Source organism: Methylobacterium sp. FF17 (assembly GCF_025813715.1).
Classification (GTDB): Bacteria; Pseudomonadota; Alphaproteobacteria; order Rhizobiales; family Beijerinckiaceae; genus Methylobacterium; species Methylobacterium flocculans.
The window spans coordinates 225452-238797 of record NZ_CP107532.1 but is presented as its reverse complement, the minus strand read 5'-3'; the positions used below and the strand labels follow the sequence as shown (position 1 = coordinate 238797).

Annotated in this window: 21 protein-coding genes; 10 read left to right on the top strand and 11 right to left on the bottom strand. The window is 68.4% G+C overall.

The genetic code is table 11. The features are described 5' to 3' along the window. Positions 1-239 precede the first annotated feature (239 nt). The 7 genes from OF380_RS01105 to OF380_RS01080 all read left to right on the top strand — a co-directional run bounded on the left by OF380_RS01105 (position 240) and on the right by OF380_RS01080 (position 4322). Positions 240-476 (top strand): hypothetical protein, encoded by a 237-nt coding sequence (locus tag OF380_RS01105; protein ID WP_264048953.1) that lies wholly within the window; start codon positions 240-242, stop codon positions 474-476. Between the two features lie 394 nt (positions 477-870). Further along, positions 871-1410, top strand: a complete 540-nt coding sequence (locus OF380_RS01100; protein WP_264048952.1) for a hypothetical protein — start codon at positions 871-873, stop codon at positions 1408-1410. Between the two features lie 90 nt (positions 1411-1500). Continuing rightward, positions 1501-3114: an AAA family ATPase gene (locus OF380_RS01095; RefSeq protein WP_264048951.1), complete on the top strand. Its 1614-nt coding sequence runs from the start codon at positions 1501-1503 to the stop codon at positions 3112-3114. A 21-nt stretch (positions 3115-3135) separates the two neighbouring features. Further along, the gene (locus OF380_RS01090; RefSeq protein WP_264048950.1) at positions 3136-3384 is read left to right on the top strand and encodes a hypothetical protein; all 249 of its coding nucleotides are present in this window, start codon (positions 3136-3138) and stop codon (positions 3382-3384) included. Beyond that, complete coding sequence (locus OF380_RS01085) at positions 3371-3592, top strand: hypothetical protein (RefSeq protein WP_264048949.1); 222 nt, start codon at positions 3371-3373, stop codon at positions 3590-3592. The genes OF380_RS01090 and OF380_RS01085 overlap by 14 nt, the downstream gene beginning before the upstream one ends. After that, entirely contained in the window at positions 3589-3969 is a 381-nt protein-coding gene (locus OF380_RS28860; protein WP_449818017.1) for a hypothetical protein, read from the top strand. Before OF380_RS01085 ends, OF380_RS28860 begins: the two co-directional genes overlap by 4 nt. Continuing rightward, entirely contained in the window at positions 3900-4322 is a 423-nt protein-coding gene (locus OF380_RS01080; protein ID WP_264048948.1) for a hypothetical protein, read from the top strand. Before OF380_RS28860 ends, OF380_RS01080 begins: the two co-directional genes overlap by 70 nt. A gap of 91 nt (positions 4323-4413) precedes the next feature. Here OF380_RS01080 and OF380_RS01075 read toward each other — a convergent pair whose 3' ends face one another. The 11 genes from OF380_RS01075 to OF380_RS01025 all read right to left on the bottom strand — a co-directional run bounded on the left by OF380_RS01075 (position 4414) and on the right by OF380_RS01025 (position 8454). Next, a complete protein-coding gene (locus OF380_RS01075; protein WP_264048947.1) occupies positions 4414-4536 on the bottom strand; it encodes a hypothetical protein in 123 nt (40 codons plus the stop codon). Positions 4537-4575: 39 nt separating this feature from the next. Next, the gene (locus tag OF380_RS01070) at positions 4576-4734 is read right to left on the bottom strand and encodes a hypothetical protein (protein ID WP_264048946.1); all 159 of its coding nucleotides are present in this window, start codon (positions 4732-4734) and stop codon (positions 4576-4578) included. Continuing rightward, positions 4721-5221 (bottom strand): hypothetical protein, encoded by a 501-nt coding sequence (locus tag OF380_RS01065; RefSeq protein ID WP_264048945.1) that lies wholly within the window; start codon positions 5219-5221, stop codon positions 4721-4723. The genes OF380_RS01070 and OF380_RS01065 overlap by 14 nt, the downstream gene beginning before the upstream one ends. After that, complete coding sequence (locus tag OF380_RS01060; protein WP_264048944.1) at positions 5218-5556, bottom strand: hypothetical protein; 339 nt, start codon at positions 5554-5556, stop codon at positions 5218-5220. Before OF380_RS01060 ends, OF380_RS01065 begins: the two co-directional genes overlap by 4 nt. Then, positions 5553-5837, bottom strand: coding sequence for a hypothetical protein (locus OF380_RS01055; RefSeq protein WP_264048943.1), 285 nt, complete (start codon positions 5835-5837; stop codon positions 5553-5555). The genes OF380_RS01060 and OF380_RS01055 overlap by 4 nt, the downstream gene beginning before the upstream one ends. Then, positions 5834-6286, bottom strand: a complete 453-nt coding sequence (locus OF380_RS01050) for a hypothetical protein (RefSeq protein WP_264048942.1) — start codon at positions 6284-6286, stop codon at positions 5834-5836. Before OF380_RS01050 ends, OF380_RS01055 begins: the two co-directional genes overlap by 4 nt. Positions 6287-6288: 2 nt before the next feature. After that, positions 6289-6525, bottom strand: a complete 237-nt coding sequence (locus tag OF380_RS01045; protein ID WP_264048941.1) for a hypothetical protein — start codon at positions 6523-6525, stop codon at positions 6289-6291. 58 nt (positions 6526-6583) lie between these two features. Next, positions 6584-7189, bottom strand: coding sequence for a lysozyme (locus tag OF380_RS01040; RefSeq protein ID WP_264048940.1), 606 nt, complete (start codon positions 7187-7189; stop codon positions 6584-6586). After that, positions 7186-7425 (bottom strand): hypothetical protein, encoded by a 240-nt coding sequence (locus OF380_RS01035; RefSeq protein WP_264048939.1) that lies wholly within the window; start codon positions 7423-7425, stop codon positions 7186-7188. Before OF380_RS01035 ends, OF380_RS01040 begins: the two co-directional genes overlap by 4 nt. Beyond that, positions 7422-7730 (bottom strand): hypothetical protein, encoded by a 309-nt coding sequence (locus OF380_RS01030; RefSeq protein WP_264048938.1) that lies wholly within the window; start codon positions 7728-7730, stop codon positions 7422-7424. The genes OF380_RS01035 and OF380_RS01030 overlap by 4 nt, the downstream gene beginning before the upstream one ends. 403 nt (positions 7731-8133) lie before the next feature. Beyond that, on the bottom strand, positions 8134-8454 hold the full coding sequence (locus tag OF380_RS01025) for a hypothetical protein (protein WP_264048937.1): 321 nt from the start codon (positions 8452-8454) through the stop codon (positions 8134-8136). A gap of 554 nt (positions 8455-9008) precedes the next feature. Between OF380_RS01025 and OF380_RS01020 the strand changes: the two genes are divergently transcribed. From OF380_RS01020 to OF380_RS01010, 3 genes are all read left to right on the top strand, one after another. Beyond that, the gene (locus OF380_RS01020; RefSeq protein ID WP_264048936.1) at positions 9009-11093 is read left to right on the top strand and encodes a hypothetical protein; all 2085 of its coding nucleotides are present in this window, start codon (positions 9009-9011) and stop codon (positions 11091-11093) included. A gap of 311 nt (positions 11094-11404) precedes the next feature. Further along, positions 11405-11794 carry a hypothetical protein gene (locus OF380_RS01015; protein ID WP_264048935.1) on the top strand — a complete coding sequence of 130 codons (390 nt, stop codon included), beginning with the start codon at positions 11405-11407 and terminating at the stop codon, positions 11792-11794. A gap of 189 nt (positions 11795-11983) precedes the next feature. Beyond that, on the top strand, positions 11984-13264 hold the full coding sequence (locus tag OF380_RS01010; protein ID WP_264048934.1) for a ParB N-terminal domain-containing protein: 1281 nt from the start codon (positions 11984-11986) through the stop codon (positions 13262-13264). The last annotated feature ends 82 nt before the right edge of the window (positions 13265-13346 follow it).

Sequence of the window (13346 nt, the reverse complement as noted above, 5' to 3'; positions counted from 1 at the left end):
AATCGGAAGGTCGCATTTGAACGGATCGAATCAATCAAATCCGAGGTGGGTAGCGCCTCTCTCGGCCGACGGAGCGTTGGTCCTGGGAGTCCTCGCCGGATCGGCCCTCCTCGGGCAGGAACTTAATGCGGGCCTTGCACCTGCTGCAGGTCGCCCGGATTCACCGATCGGTGAGCATCGACGGTTGCCGGGGGCTTAGGCCAGTTGCGGTCTGGGGTGCGAGATGCGAGGCTCCATCCATGAGCGTGACGCTGACGGATCTTGACGCGCTGGCGAAAAGCGCACGCCCGCTGGACGACGATGACTGGGGCAGCGACCGCCAGATCGAGGCGGAGAACGCCTTCTTCGGTGCCTGCGAGGAGGAATTTTCAAACCTGTTCGACGAAGACTCTGCGTTCGCGGATTTCGCCCTTAAAGCCACGTCGGAGGAGCGGATCGACAAAGCCCTCCGACTCGTCCGCAAAAGGCTCGGCTGAGGACGGGGAGCGTCAGCGAACCATTGGCCAGGACCTGAAGAGGCGCTGGCGGGCTCGATGCCGGCGCCACGCAATGAAGGGAGCGCCGAGGTCCTCGTTCGTGAGTGTGCTTCGGACATGCGTCAGCCTCGCGAGAGAGTTCGGCGAGGAGTGACGGGACATCTTTGGCCGTGGGCCCGGCATGATTGGATTACCCCCATCACCGGCAGCCGCGCCTTGTCCATGGGCACCAGCCGAAAATACGCACGCACCGTCGATTCGGGGAGAGGGCCCTGCCGACGTCGAACAAAACAACCCTTTTTCTTGAGCGCATTCCCGGGGGCGGGAGCACACGAAGGAGGCCCGCCACCGCGCTTGGCCTCCTTCGTTTACGGTCTCGTGATATCCGGGCGGGATGGAGATCCTCCTCACCTACGTCGACCCCGACGTCTTTCCCGTCCCGCCCGGCTGGACTGCCGTCGGCTTCCTCGGCGGCGGCCCGACGGCGCTGGCGTACGATCCCGAAAGGACGCCCCATGCCGTCGAGGACGGCGTACCGAAGCCGCTCGATCCCGTTGCCGTGAACGCGGCCCTCGCCCCGGCGGTGGAGGCGGCTGCGTCCAGGCTTTGGCCTCAAGGGTGGACCTACGCGATTTCGGAAGCGTTCCGCCTCAACCGACGGTCGGTCCAGCGCGACCGCATCACCAGGTCCGGCCTGCATCCAGTCGTGCTCCGGACGCTCGGGGCGATGAGCTGCCACGAAGACGCTGAAGGCATCGGCCGGCTCCTCCACGCCCTCGCGCACTACGCCGACGCCCACACCGAGGGCAACGGCGACGTCGACCGCCTCGACGACGCGATGCGCGCCGCCGCTAATGCCCTGGACGGCCTGAAGCGGGTTCGGACCGGGCGTGCCCTGCGTCCAAGGATAGATGCAGACAATTGCGAGGATTGACGCGGCTATCCTCTTAAGGGGGCCCTGCTAGAGAGGTTTCTCCTGCGATCAGTCGGCTTCGACCACTGGCGCCAAATTGGTGAGATACCGATGCGAAAGACCCCCCGTGACGGGGCGGGTGCGCCGTCCGTGCGCGACCTGCTCCTCGGCACGCCGCTCCACCGCAACAGCCACGCCCGACACATCCAGGCAGTGATCCTCTCGATCTGCCCCAGCGTCTTCGACGGGGGCCGAGAGATCATGCTCGCCCAGTGCGGGGGATCGGCGCCGCTCTACGAGCTCGTCCGGGGACTGTGGCGGGCGGCGAACACCTGCGTCGGCAACAAGGGCGACCGGATCGCCGCCGAGACCCGGTTCGCCAGCGATCTGCACGAGGCGCGGGGAATCCTCGGCCGGATCACGTACGTCCACACCGCCATCGACAGGGACCTCGACCTCGGCCCGGACGGACGCGAGGAGGAGTTTTTCGACACCGTGAGGCTCCTGCTCGCTGACCTAGGCGACAGGGAGGCGCGGGCCGAGACCGCCGACATCGCATGGCGCCACGCCCGCCTGCGGAAGCGCGCCGAGGACGACCTGCTCTACTGCGCCGTCGGGGCCTCCCTTCACGCGGATGAGCCGTGGAGATTCCAGGAGTGGCGCCCCGGAGGCGGTCCTACCGGCTTCGTGCGCGATTGCATCGAGTTCGGACGCGCGGCCTTTACGGGCACGCTCCCGCAGGCCGAGCCGGAATGGGCGAAGGAGGCGAAGGCGAAGGCCGGCCTCAAGGCCATCGAGGCCGCCCGGACCAGCAGCGGCCCGTCGCTACTGGTCCTGGCGACGACGGATCACTTGCCCGGAACGGCCAAGGCCGGCGAGGACCGCATCGGCGGTTTGAACGCGACGAACGCGACGACCGCCCGGTCCGAGTACGCGCCGTTCGCCTGCCGCCGCTGGCCCCTCGTCCGCGTGCCCGACCTCGCCCGGGCGCGGGAGATCCTCGTCGGCGAGTTCCCCTACGCCGCCGACGTCGTCGATGCGGTGCTGCGGGACCTCGCCGGGCGGCCGCACGTCCACCTGCGCCCGCTCCTGATCGTCGGGCCGCCGGGATCGGGCAAGTCGCGGCTGGCCCGGCGCCTGGCCGAGGTCCTCGGGCTGGGATGGCAAATCCTTTCCTGCGGTGGCGTCAGCGATTCGTCCCTAAATGGCACATCCCGCCAATGGGGGACCGGTCGCGCATCCGTGCCGTTGCAGCTCCTGAAGCGGCTTGGCATGGCGTGCGCGGTCATTGTCCTGGACGAGATCGAGAAGGCCGCATCGGGCAGGCAGAACGGCTCGATGCTGGACGGCCTCCTGACGCTAACGGCCGACCCCCAGACCTTCTTCGACCCCTACGTCGAGCACCCGGTCGACCTGTCGGGGATCTCCTGGATCGCGACGGCCAACGGCCTGACGGGACTGCGGAAGGACCATAGCGCGTTGGTCGACCGATTCCGGATTTTTTCCATGCCGAGCCCCCGGCGCGAGGACCTCCCAGTCCTCGTTCGCGGGATCATGGCGGAGATCCGGGCCGAGCGTGGCCTGGACGAGCGCTGGCTCCCGGACCTGGATGGCGATGAGGAAGCCCTGATCGAGCAGCATTTCGACGGGGGAAGCGTGCGTCGCGTTCGTCGGCTTTGCGAAACCATCGTAGCGGGCCGCGACGGCCTGGCCCCCCGCCACTGATCCCGAACAGGAGAATACCCCATGCGCTCCACTACGATCCCCGGCGAACACGGTGCCGCCCTCGTCGAGCTCTGCCAGCGTCACCTCGGCGCCGAGGCGCTCGCCGGTCGCGTCTCCGTCGATGCGGCCCGCGTCTGCGGCAGCCATCTGGAGGCGCTTCAGCTTGCGGTTCGCCACAAGGCGATGACCCCGGTCGAGGCCGCCCAGCAGGCGGCCGAGGCGCTGGATCTCGCCCTGGAGACGGGAGGCCGCGAGCATGTGCGTCCCTGACCTCCACGCGACGGCGGATCGCATCCAGGCCGCATGGCAGATGGGAAGGAGTTGCCGTCTCGTCGCGCGCGGGTTCCGGGCGAGGGTCATCTGGGCGGCGCGCCTCGTCGATGCCGGCATGCTGCACCCGGAGGCGGCGATGCGCATCGCCGCCGAGGCGGAGAGCCTGGCATTGGCGTTCGCCCCCCTGCCCATGCCGCAGCGGTGACGGACGTCTACCGCAACTTGAGCCGGCGCTGCTGGTCCGTCCGCGTCAGAAATTGGGTCGTCGGCCACGTCCCATCCCTGACCCTCAGGGACGTCCGGTTCATCGTCTCCCTCCCGGGCGTGCGCCGGATTCGCGAGCGGCAGGCCCGCGAGGTGGTCGCCCTCGCCCGGGGCGTCCCCGCCGAATCGGGCCTCCCGGAAGGCGCGCTGCGGGTTCGGTTCGATCCCTACCGGTCCGACGAATTCACGCTTCCCGACGGCAGCCCGATCCGCGCGGCCGCCTCCGTGTCCTTCCTGCCCGACGGCTCGTGCTGGGCCGTCCCCATCCCACCTGGAGATCCATCACGCGTAGCGCCTTCGCCATCCTCATTGTCCTGATCACGACCGCCGCGGTCGCCGACGAGGGGCCATGGTCCGCGCCGCACTGGTACGTGGGCGTCGTTCAGGAAGCCGGTCCATTCACGCACACGACGGGGATGCAGGTCTCGCAGAACGCCAAGGCCGGCCACGACGACGTCCAGATCACATGCTCCATCACCGACAATCGGGCCCCCAAGGACGCAGTGGTCATCCGGCGGAAGGGGAAGGCACTCCTACGGCAGGACGCCTGGTGCGGGGACGCGGGCGACCTCGGCCGGTGGTGCGTGGCCCTGGAGGAGGGCGCGGTGATGGAGTGGTATGGGAAGACGCCCTGCGCGCGTGGGGCGGCTGAGTTCTCGACGGGCGACTGAAACGCTAAGGGCCTGCTCCAGCGATGGAAACAGGCCCAAAGTGTAGTGAAGAGGTCTGAGCTACGTTTTAGTTACGCTGCGTTCCGGGCCCTCAGAAACCTGGCAGCAGACCCTGCTTGGAGATGGCGGGCGGCCGCACGCCGAGCTCGCGGGCGTAGTGGACGATGCCCTTGCCCGTGAGCTTCGTCGTCGGACGCGGCTTCCCCCTGTGCATCTCCCAGGCGACCTGGAAGAGGCCCCGCTTGATCAGGTGTCAGGCCGCCATCCGGTCGATGCCGAGGTAGCGGTCCCAATCGAACGCCGGCCACCATCGGAGGTCTTCCTGTCGATAGTCCGGGACCGGATCGGCAAGGATGCCGGCCCGAAGGAGGCCCGCCAGGGTGAGGATGTAGGCGACGTCACCCGGCGTCATGGGTCGCCTCATCGGGCGGGGGCGCCAGGATCTCAAACTCGATGTCGGGAAGGATGAGGGTGTTCGGCGAGGCCTGGTGGAACAGGTTCGGCACGAGGACGGGCCCGACCGAGATCGGGCATTCGTAGGCCAGGATCACGCGGTACCGGGCGGGACCGGGGATGGCGGACAACGGCACCACCCGCTCCACGAAGAACGATTCGGTATCGCCCGGGCGACCGAGCGCCGGCCGGTACTCGGCGGGGAACTCATGGCGATGGCCGCCCCCGTCGATGATGGTAACGTAGCGGGTGAGCTCGCAGATCTGCCGGCGGGTCACCGTATAGCCGACGACCAGCGGCTGCCCGGCGGCGACGCGCGGGGTCTGCGCCCAACCCACCAGATCGAGGGGACGTCCATAGCTGATCCCGCACGCGACCGCGTAGACGGACCAGATGACCGCCCCGAGGATGTAGAGGATCGAGATCCGGCTGGCGGCCCACCTCATGGACGCGTCCCCCGTTCCGGTCGGGCGTTATTCGTCAGCGCCGCCAGGATGGTCGCGGAGGTGTTCCGGACGGTGTGCTCGACGGTCCCAATGCGGTCGGTGATCCTGTCCTCGACCCGCTGCAGGTCGTCCTTCTTCACGCACGTCGCCTCGACGTGGAGACGGAGGTCGGCGAGCGCGGTGCCGTAGGCGTCGACGCGGGTGCCGAGGTTCTTGGTGGCCGTGTCGTTGGACTCGGCCTTCACCCTCAGCGTCACGTATCCAACGATGACGCCGAGCAGGGGCACGACGACCATCACGATGTGGCCGATGTTGATGTCCCAACTGAAGTTCATCGAACGGGCTTTCCTCTGAGGGTTCGCCTGACGGCGGCGAGCTTGGTGCGGCAGTCCTGCCCGGCCGCGCGCTCGTCGACGTAGGTCGGGGCCAGCGCGGACTGGGGCGCGTCCTCGTCGAGGAGGGCCGGCTGCGCCCGGCAGGTCAGGAGGCGGTCCGGGACCGGCGTCGGGTCGACGACCACCCGTTGGATGATCGGGCGCGGCGCTTCGAGCACCGGCTTCTCGGCGCAGGCCGCGAGGGAAAGGAGCGCCATCAGCGCCAGGAATCGGAGGGTCACTTGCCCCTCCGCTTCAGGTCGCGGATGGCCGCCTTGAGGCTGCCCGGCAGGGGGGCGTCCTCGGGGGTGACGATTCCGGTCAGGGCGCCGTGAATGGCGCCGGGGATGGGATCGGGCACGTCCGGGCAGCGGGCCCGACGGGCGGCATCGAGGGCCGCGGTGTAGGCGTCGGCGTCGGACTTCGCGCTGGCGTCGTGGGCGTCGTAGGCCGCGGCCTGATCGGTCAGGGACTGCCCCAAAGCGAGGGCCGCGGTCTCGTTGTCCTTGGCGGTGGCTTCGGCCTGCAGGGCACGGTCGGTCATGGCGTCCAGCTTGGTCTCGACGGCCTGGGTCTTGGCGTGCTCGGCCGCGACGCCGGCATCGTAGACGTGGTCGTAGGTGGCGATGCCGGCCCATGCGAGGGCGAGGAACGCGACGACGGCGAGGCCGGCCTTGATCAGGATGGACATGATCAGCGAGCCCCCCGCAGCGACCTGGCCTTACGCCGGGGGATCAGGCGCCATGTGGCCTGCGCGACGAGGGCGACCGCGAACAGGAGAGACAGCATCGACGCGACGGACCCGAGCAGGGTGCCGTCCTTCGCGATGCCCACCAGGCCTGCCGCCATCGCAATCCGCATCAGGGTGTTCAGGCGGCAGAACAGGAGCAGGGCGACGACGATGAGGAAGGCGGCGTGATGCGGGGTCATAGGTTGGCTCCGTGGATGAAGGCTGAGACGGCAGCGCCGTCCCTGGGGAGGCGCGTCGTCAGATTCCCTTCAGGCACAGGGCCCGCTCCGCCTGGCGGCGCTTGACCAGCCCGGCGATGACGCGGGGCGGCTTGCCGCCCTTGTCGTAGAGGAGGAAGGCGTTGCAGGCGGCTCGGCGGTCCCCGGCGTTGTAGAGCCGGACGATGCTGGACTTGCAGAAGCCGCCGTCGCCGATGTTGTAGGCGAGCGAGATCGCGGCCGCGTAGAAGTCGTCGCCCATGGGACGGGTGACGCACCTCTCGATGGCGGGCCCGAAGTCCTCGGTCAGGCGCTTGAGGAGCATGGCCTCGCACTGGGGCTTGGTGAAGGTCATGCCCATGCGGATGCCCTTCGTCTCGCCCACGCACGCGGTCGGAATCCCGACCACGTCCCGGTAGGCCGTCGTCCGCATGCCCTCGAAGCCGGTGATGACGGTGCAGACAAGGGTCGCGAGCGCGGTCCCGGCGACGAGGCGTCCCTTGGTCTTGCGACGGACGGCGGGGGCCGCGGCGACCGAGACCGGCACCACGATGGGTGCGGCCCGGGCCGGGGCCATCGGCGCCACGGCGATGGCGGCGGCGAGCGCGGGACGGCGCAGGCGGGAGAAGAGGGAGAGCAGGTTCATGCCTCGCCTCCCGGTGCGGCCGAGCCGGACACCTTCTCCTGAGCGACGCAGCGGGCGAGGAATGACGCCAGCCCGAGCCCGATGTTCGCGGCGGTCAGGGTGACCGGGCTGACGAGCTCGGAACCGGCGAAGAAGGCGACGCTACCCTGGGCGGTATCGAGAACCAGGAGCAGCGCGGTGAACTTGAGCGACCATGCGTGCTTGAGGACGCACTCGATGTTGTCGACGAGCCTCATGCGGCCCTCCTCTTGGTGAGGGCCCGGGGGGCCTTGCGACGGGGGGTGGACTTCAGGAGGGCCTGGATCGCCTCGGCCTTGAGGCGGGCCTCGACCGCGGCATGGAGGATGACGGCGTCGACCTCGTCATCGGTCTGGGTGGGGAGGCCGAACAGCATCCGCGCCCGGGCGCCGGCGACCTCCTTCTTGGTGGCGCCGCCACCGACGCCGGCCAGGGCCCGTGCGGTCGAGGCGTCGAGATCCGTGATGCACCGGATGCCCCGCTCGGCCGCAGCGAGCTCGGCGATGGCCCTCAGGCCCCCCAAGCATGACGAGGATCGAGTAGCCCCGGCCGGTGTCCTTCTCGACCGCGATGACCTCGGGGTCCGCCAGGTCGATCAGGTCGGTGACGAGGGCATGCAGGGCGACGAACAGGGCGCCGTGGGACGAGGCCTGCTTGGCCTTGGAGACGCCGGCCCGCTCGCGCAGATCGAAATGCATCGTGTCGACGCGACCGAGCTCGCCGACCGTCCATGCGGCAGCGCCTACGGTCGCGAGGTCGAGGGCGAGGATTCGGGTGCGGGGCATGCCGTCTCGGGGGATCGAGGACGGCGCTCCGATGAGGAGGCTGGGGGCAGATCGCCGGGGTGCACCGTGATCCTAGGGGACCGCCCGGCCGTGCATCCGCCAACACATGGTCACCGGGTGGTTCCGCGATGGCCGACGATTTCAGAGGCCCCAGGGGAGCGACTTCGTCCGCCTGAGCCCGACGGCGGCCGCGAGCTGGTAGGCGCGGCGCTGGCTGATGTCGCAGTCGTAAAACCCGCTCGTGACGCGGCAGTGCTCTTCCGGGCGCCAGCCCTTGATGGTCTTCCGGATGTCCTTGGGCTCAAGTTCCCGCTCGGCGATGCGCCTGCGGATGAGGTCCAGGATGTCGGCCTTGTCGTTGAGGTAATCGTCGGTGGCGCAGGGCCGGGGGCGGATCTGCCCGGCGCGCGGGTTTTCGGTCAGGGTGTCAAAGGTGTCGTCGAACACGGTGGATGCCCCCACAGGCAAGGTCCGCGTTGGGACCGGTCGAATCCTCCGCAGGATTCGTTGGGCAGAATTGTGCCATCGGGGCTTGCAACCACAAAATCTGGTATGCCCAATTCTTTAGGGCTACCAGCTCGTTAGGGCTGGCCGACGTCAAGGTTGACCGGCCCATCCGGCCGGACGGCATGCGAGGTCCGAATCCCCCGTCCTGTGACCCCATGCGCCAAACGCTGGCTGCCCCATGGCTTCCCATGAGGCAGCCAGCGTTTGGCGCATGGGCGGTCTGATCCGCCATTTGAGACTGCGAATATACTTTTTCCCAATGATGGCCACTGGCAGCCTCGCCAGGCACCTCGCAGGATGGGTGGTTGGATTCTTAGGGCCGATTGAAACGAGCCCATCTCCCATGGCTCAGATCGCCAAATCGGCCCATGAGGTCCCATGCTGACCCTCGCACCGCCGAGAGCGTCAAGGGGTAGCTAAGGCCGTCTGGTAAAAGGGCAAATCCGGGGTGACCATCGCCTGTCCCGCGTCGGTGTGGTGCCTGTCGCGGGCCAGAGAGCCCCTCCCGCATGTCGTTCGACCCCCGTTGTCTTGATGCCCGCGCCCTCGATTTCCATTGGCGCGCCACGGACGACCTCGCCTCCGCCGCCGGCCTCACTGAACTCGGTCGCTCGTCCTACCGCCGGGCCCGCAACTCGGTCCTGGCATCCCTCGTCCTCGCCGGCGATTCCGACCGGCCGTGGGTCTCGTATTCCCGCTCGCGGGATTTCTACGCCGCCGAAGGCCGGTACGAAGGCACGGACTACTCCTACTCAAACGTCAGGCTTGCCGTCGCCGAGATCGCCGAGGCCGGCCTGATCGAGGAGATGAGGAGCAAGCCCGGCTCACACCTGACCCACGGCCACCAAAGCCGCATGATCGCTACGGACCTGCTCATGTCCCTCGCGGAAGGCGTCGACCTGTCATACGTCGGCACCCGCTGCCCCCTGGTCCTGAAGGACGAGGATGGCACCCGCATCAACTACCGCGAGACAGCGCTGACCCGGCGCCTCGTGGCCGAGGTCGAGGACATCAATAGCTATCTCGGCGGCATCGAGGTCGGAATCAGCCCTAAGGCCAACCCCGAGGACTGGAGGCGCTCGGCGCACCACCTTCATGCGCGGAAGGTCAAGCGGAACGGCGAGACCTGGACGTGCGTCAGGCCCACCCCAACCCCCGCGGTCTACCGGGTGTATGGGCGTGGACGCTGGGACCGGCACGGACGCTGGTACGGATGGTGGCAGAGCCTGCCCAAGTCCAGGAGGGCCGAGCTCCTAATCAACGGCGAGCTGGCCATCGAGCCGGACTTCTCGGCCATTCATCCGCGGCTCCTGTACGCCATGCGCGGCCACGTCCTCCAGCATGATCCGTACGTCACGAAAGCATGGCATCGGGACGCCGGAAAACTGGCGCTCAACGTCGTGCTCAACGCCAAGACGATCCCGAAGGGCATCGGCGCGCTGCTGGAGAAGCGGTACGAGATGGACGAGGATGGCGAGCCCGTATGGGTCTATGGGCCCGCGGAGACGAGGCGCATCGTCGAGGCCGTGCAGGCGGCCAATCCCCTCATCGCCGACGACATCGGGAGCGATGCCGGCATCAAGCTCATGAACATCGATTCCGGCATGGCGCACGAAGTGATGAAGCGGTGTCGGGCCGCCCAGATCGGCGTCCTGCCCGTGCACGACTCGTTCATCGCACCGGGTTCCAAAGGCGTCGCGGTGACCGCCATAATGGGGGACGTGATGGCTCAAACGATTTCGACCTTTTCACCAGTCTTTCTAAGGAGTTCGGACCAAACGATCCGATATACCCCCTTGGGGGTGGTCCCGGGGGTCGTGGGTGTCCTTCCTTCCCTGGGGGAGACCTCTCCTGCGGAGCCCGAGATCGCCCCTTCTCCGGAGGGGCAGGGGAATACCCTATCCGTCTTGGAGACCCCTTTTGCGGAGCCCGTGAGCTGTCCTGCCGCCGGGGTGACCGCCCCGCTCCCTGAGGGGAAGGAGAGCCGCTTGCCGAAGGCTTCGGGGTTTGCTCCGTCCCTTCTGGCCACCCCCTCTCCGGAGGCCCCGTTCCGCCCCGTCGTACAGGTGAGAGTTGCTCCGCCCCGTCGTCCTTCTCTCCGCCCCGTGGTCCTGGCTACCCCTTCTCCGACCCCTCTTGCTCCGCCCGCACCCGTCCCTGACGTTCCCCCTTCCTCCGCCCCCACACCCTTCCCGGCCTTCCTCCAGGTCGCCCTCAGACAGGTGCGGGCCGAGGCCAAGGCCGCCGCTGACGCCGCTGCGCTCCTGAGGGAATCTCCGCCCCCTCCTGCTCCTGTGGGGAGCAGCTGGGCACGTCCCCCATCCAGGGTAGATTCCCCCGCACCCGTGAGGCAGGAGGCCGTGGCGCCCGTCCCTGCGCTGCGTCCTGCTCGTCCCCCGCAAGCGAGGGTCGAGGCTATCCCTGCGTCCCTGTCTTCCACGAACGGGCCCAGCGCTCCGGTTCCGGCTCCGACCAAGGCATGGTCGACGATGTCGCGCGAGGAACGCATCGCCAACGTCGGCGCGCTGGCCGACAGGGTGAGGGCCCTCAGCGACGAAAGAAAGCGCATGCTGGCCCGACAGGCGTTCAGATAGGCGTTGTCTATTGCGAGCGCTCTGCTAATATATGGGGGCTCTCGGGCTCGGCGTTGCACCACAACCTCGATGGACCCCTCACCCTCAAGGTGGGGGGTTCTTTCATGTCAGGGTCATGCCCTGAGGCGGCGCAGCGCATGCCCATTTGACCAACGGATTTCACCCACCCGTGTTGGTGAAATGGTGGTTGAAGACGTTGGATTTGTTGGGGGCTTCATCGGTCGGCGCGCCCGATGGTTCATGTGTGACGCGTCCTTGTGCCATGCGTGTGCCCGGCGATCATGGTGGGGTCCTCCTCGGAGCCCGCCATCATGACCACCGCCTACGACGTCGCGAGAATGCTAACGCACTTCCCCGTCCCGGGTGCGAGCGTGCCCACACCCATCGAGAACCCCTCGGCCGAGAGGGCCCGCACCCGTCGGGACGCTGCGGATCGCAAGCGTCGGGAGCGAGCCAAGCGCCGGGATGCGGGCCTGCCTGATCCCCGATCCGTCGACAGCGCGCTGGCTCAGGCCCTGGCCACGGTCATCATGCGCGCCGGAATTCCGGCGCGCATCCGGGAGCAGGGCTCGATGGACTTCCTCAACGTCACCCTGAAGCAAGTCGTCGGAGAGGCGATGGCCATCATGGTGGAGGGCCGCAACATCCCTGCCGCCGGTGCGCGACAGGCCTTGGTCGACCGCCTCGGCCTCGCCGCCTGAGGTCCGGGAATAGCGGGATGCACGCCTACCAACCACGGTAGAGCGTGCCCTTTCAACGAGGGGTGCGGAACATGGCAACTGGGGGCCCGCGCGTTGCGTACCGGGCCCCCGCCTTTCCGGAAGGCGCCCCGTGCAGGTCTCCACGTCCTCGCTCGACGCGCTCTCGATGCCTGGCACCCCGATGCCGTCGTGTCAGTCCACAGCCCGGCTTGGCCCGTCCAGCCGCTTCCCGGCGTGCCCCACCTTCGCCTGTCCTTCAACGACGCGGAATGGGACGGCACCACCAGCTTCGATGGCAGCCTGAACCGCCGGGGCATCGAGGCCTGCACGCGGTTCCATGTGCGCCGATTCCTCAGCTTCCTCCACGAGCGCGCCCCGCAGCGCATCCTGGTCCACTGCCACGCAGGCCTGTCCCGATCCCCCGCCCTCGCCATCGTGGCGCTGGTGCACGCCGGCATGACCGTCGAGGCCGCATGCCAGGCCGTCGCCCATGCCGTGCCCGAGGCCAGCCCCAACAGGCGGGTCGTCAAGTGCGCGGACGGGGAGCTCGACCTCGATAGCGCGCTCGTCGACCGGGTGGTGCGTACCTTCGACCACCGCCGAGGTGCGCACGGCGCCGTCGAGCAGGCGACGGGTCATCGAATCGTCGGCCAGGCCCCCCGTCACGGGTCCTTCCCGGATGCGCCGATCCCGGAGGTCGCATGGGCGCAAGGGCGACGGAGTCACACAGAAATCGTTTGGGTACGCACCTCGGGGTTTCCCATGACTGACAACGGCTTGTCGGTGCGCACCGAGGGTCCGAACCGGTACGCGCGGACCGAACTCGTCGCGGTGCGCACCCTGACTGCGTACGCGGCCAACGCACGTACGCACGGCGAGGACCAGATCGCCCAACTCGTCGCGCTGATCGGGCAGTTCGGCTTCCTCGTCCCGCTCATCGTGGACGAGCACGACACCATCATCGCGGGCCGCGGGCGCCTGGAGGCGGCCAAGCGCCTCAAGATGGCCGAGGTCCCGGTGATCCGCCGCCCGGGCTTGAGCGATGCGCAGCGCGCCGCCCTCGTGCTCGCCGACAACAAGGTCGCCCTGAACTCGGGGTGGAACGACAGGGTCGTGGCGGAACAGCTCGCCTTCATCGAGGAGGCGATCCAGGCCGGGGAGTTCGAGTTCGACCTGTCGCTCCTCGACATCGGGTTCTCCGAGCAGGAGGTGCAGGACTACGCCGCAGTCCTGGCGCCGCCGCCCGAGGAGGAGGAGGAGGCGCGCGACATCCAGGTGACGGACGAGCCCAGCGTGTGCCGGGCGGGCGAGACCTGGATGCTGGGCCCCCACCGCCTGACGGTCGCCGGGGCCTCCTCCAAAGACCTCCGGGCGGCGGACGCCCTGATCCTGGCATGGGAGCGCCAGACCCGGACCGAGGCCTCGCTGGCCGGGAACGGAATGACCTTCAAGGCTGGGGTCGAGACGTGAAGAAGCGGTCACCTCGACGACATGCCGGAGCAATCGAGGATCATGTCCGCCGGGAGCGAGGGAAGCATTCGCTGGACACCGG

What these genes read in the sequence shown, in the direction of transcription:
- OF380_RS01105 (WP_264048953.1), top strand. Translation starts at nt 240, where the DNA reads ATGAGCGTGACGCTGACGGATCTTGACGCGCTGGCGAAAAGCGCACGC.
- OF380_RS01100 (WP_264048952.1), top strand. Translation starts at nt 871, where the DNA reads ATGGAGATCCTCCTCACCTACGTCGACCCCGACGTCTTTCCCGTCCCG.
- OF380_RS01095 (WP_264048951.1), top strand. Translation starts at nt 1,501, where the DNA reads ATGCGAAAGACCCCCCGTGACGGGGCGGGTGCGCCGTCCGTGCGCGAC.
- OF380_RS01090 (WP_264048950.1), top strand. Translation starts at nt 3,136, where the DNA reads ATGCGCTCCACTACGATCCCCGGCGAACACGGTGCCGCCCTCGTCGAG.
- OF380_RS01085 (WP_264048949.1), top strand. Translation starts at nt 3,371, where the DNA reads ATGTGCGTCCCTGACCTCCACGCGACGGCGGATCGCATCCAGGCCGCA.
- OF380_RS01075 (WP_264048947.1), bottom strand. Translation starts at nt 4,536, where the DNA reads ATGCACAGGGGGAAGCCGCGTCCGACGACGAAGCTCACGGGCAAGGGC.
- OF380_RS01070 (WP_264048946.1), bottom strand. Translation starts at nt 4,734, where the DNA reads ATGACGCCGGGTGACGTCGCCTACATCCTCACCCTGGCGGGCCTCCTT.
- OF380_RS01065 (WP_264048945.1), bottom strand. Translation starts at nt 5,221, where the DNA reads ATGAGGTGGGCCGCCAGCCGGATCTCGATCCTCTACATCCTCGGGGCG.
- OF380_RS01060 (WP_264048944.1), bottom strand. Translation starts at nt 5,556, where the DNA reads ATGAACTTCAGTTGGGACATCAACATCGGCCACATCGTGATGGTCGTC.
- OF380_RS01050 (WP_264048942.1), bottom strand. Translation starts at nt 6,286, where the DNA reads ATGTCCATCCTGATCAAGGCCGGCCTCGCCGTCGTCGCGTTCCTCGCC.
- OF380_RS01045 (WP_264048941.1), bottom strand. Translation starts at nt 6,525, where the DNA reads ATGACCCCGCATCACGCCGCCTTCCTCATCGTCGTCGCCCTGCTCCTG.
- OF380_RS01040 (WP_264048940.1), bottom strand. Translation starts at nt 7,189, where the DNA reads ATGAACCTGCTCTCCCTCTTCTCCCGCCTGCGCCGTCCCGCGCTCGCC.
- OF380_RS01035 (WP_264048939.1), bottom strand. Translation starts at nt 7,425, where the DNA reads ATGAGGCTCGTCGACAACATCGAGTGCGTCCTCAAGCACGCATGGTCG.
- OF380_RS01020 (WP_264048936.1), top strand. Translation starts at nt 9,009, where the DNA reads ATGTCGTTCGACCCCCGTTGTCTTGATGCCCGCGCCCTCGATTTCCAT.
- OF380_RS01015 (WP_264048935.1), top strand. Translation starts at nt 11,405, where the DNA reads ATGACCACCGCCTACGACGTCGCGAGAATGCTAACGCACTTCCCCGTC.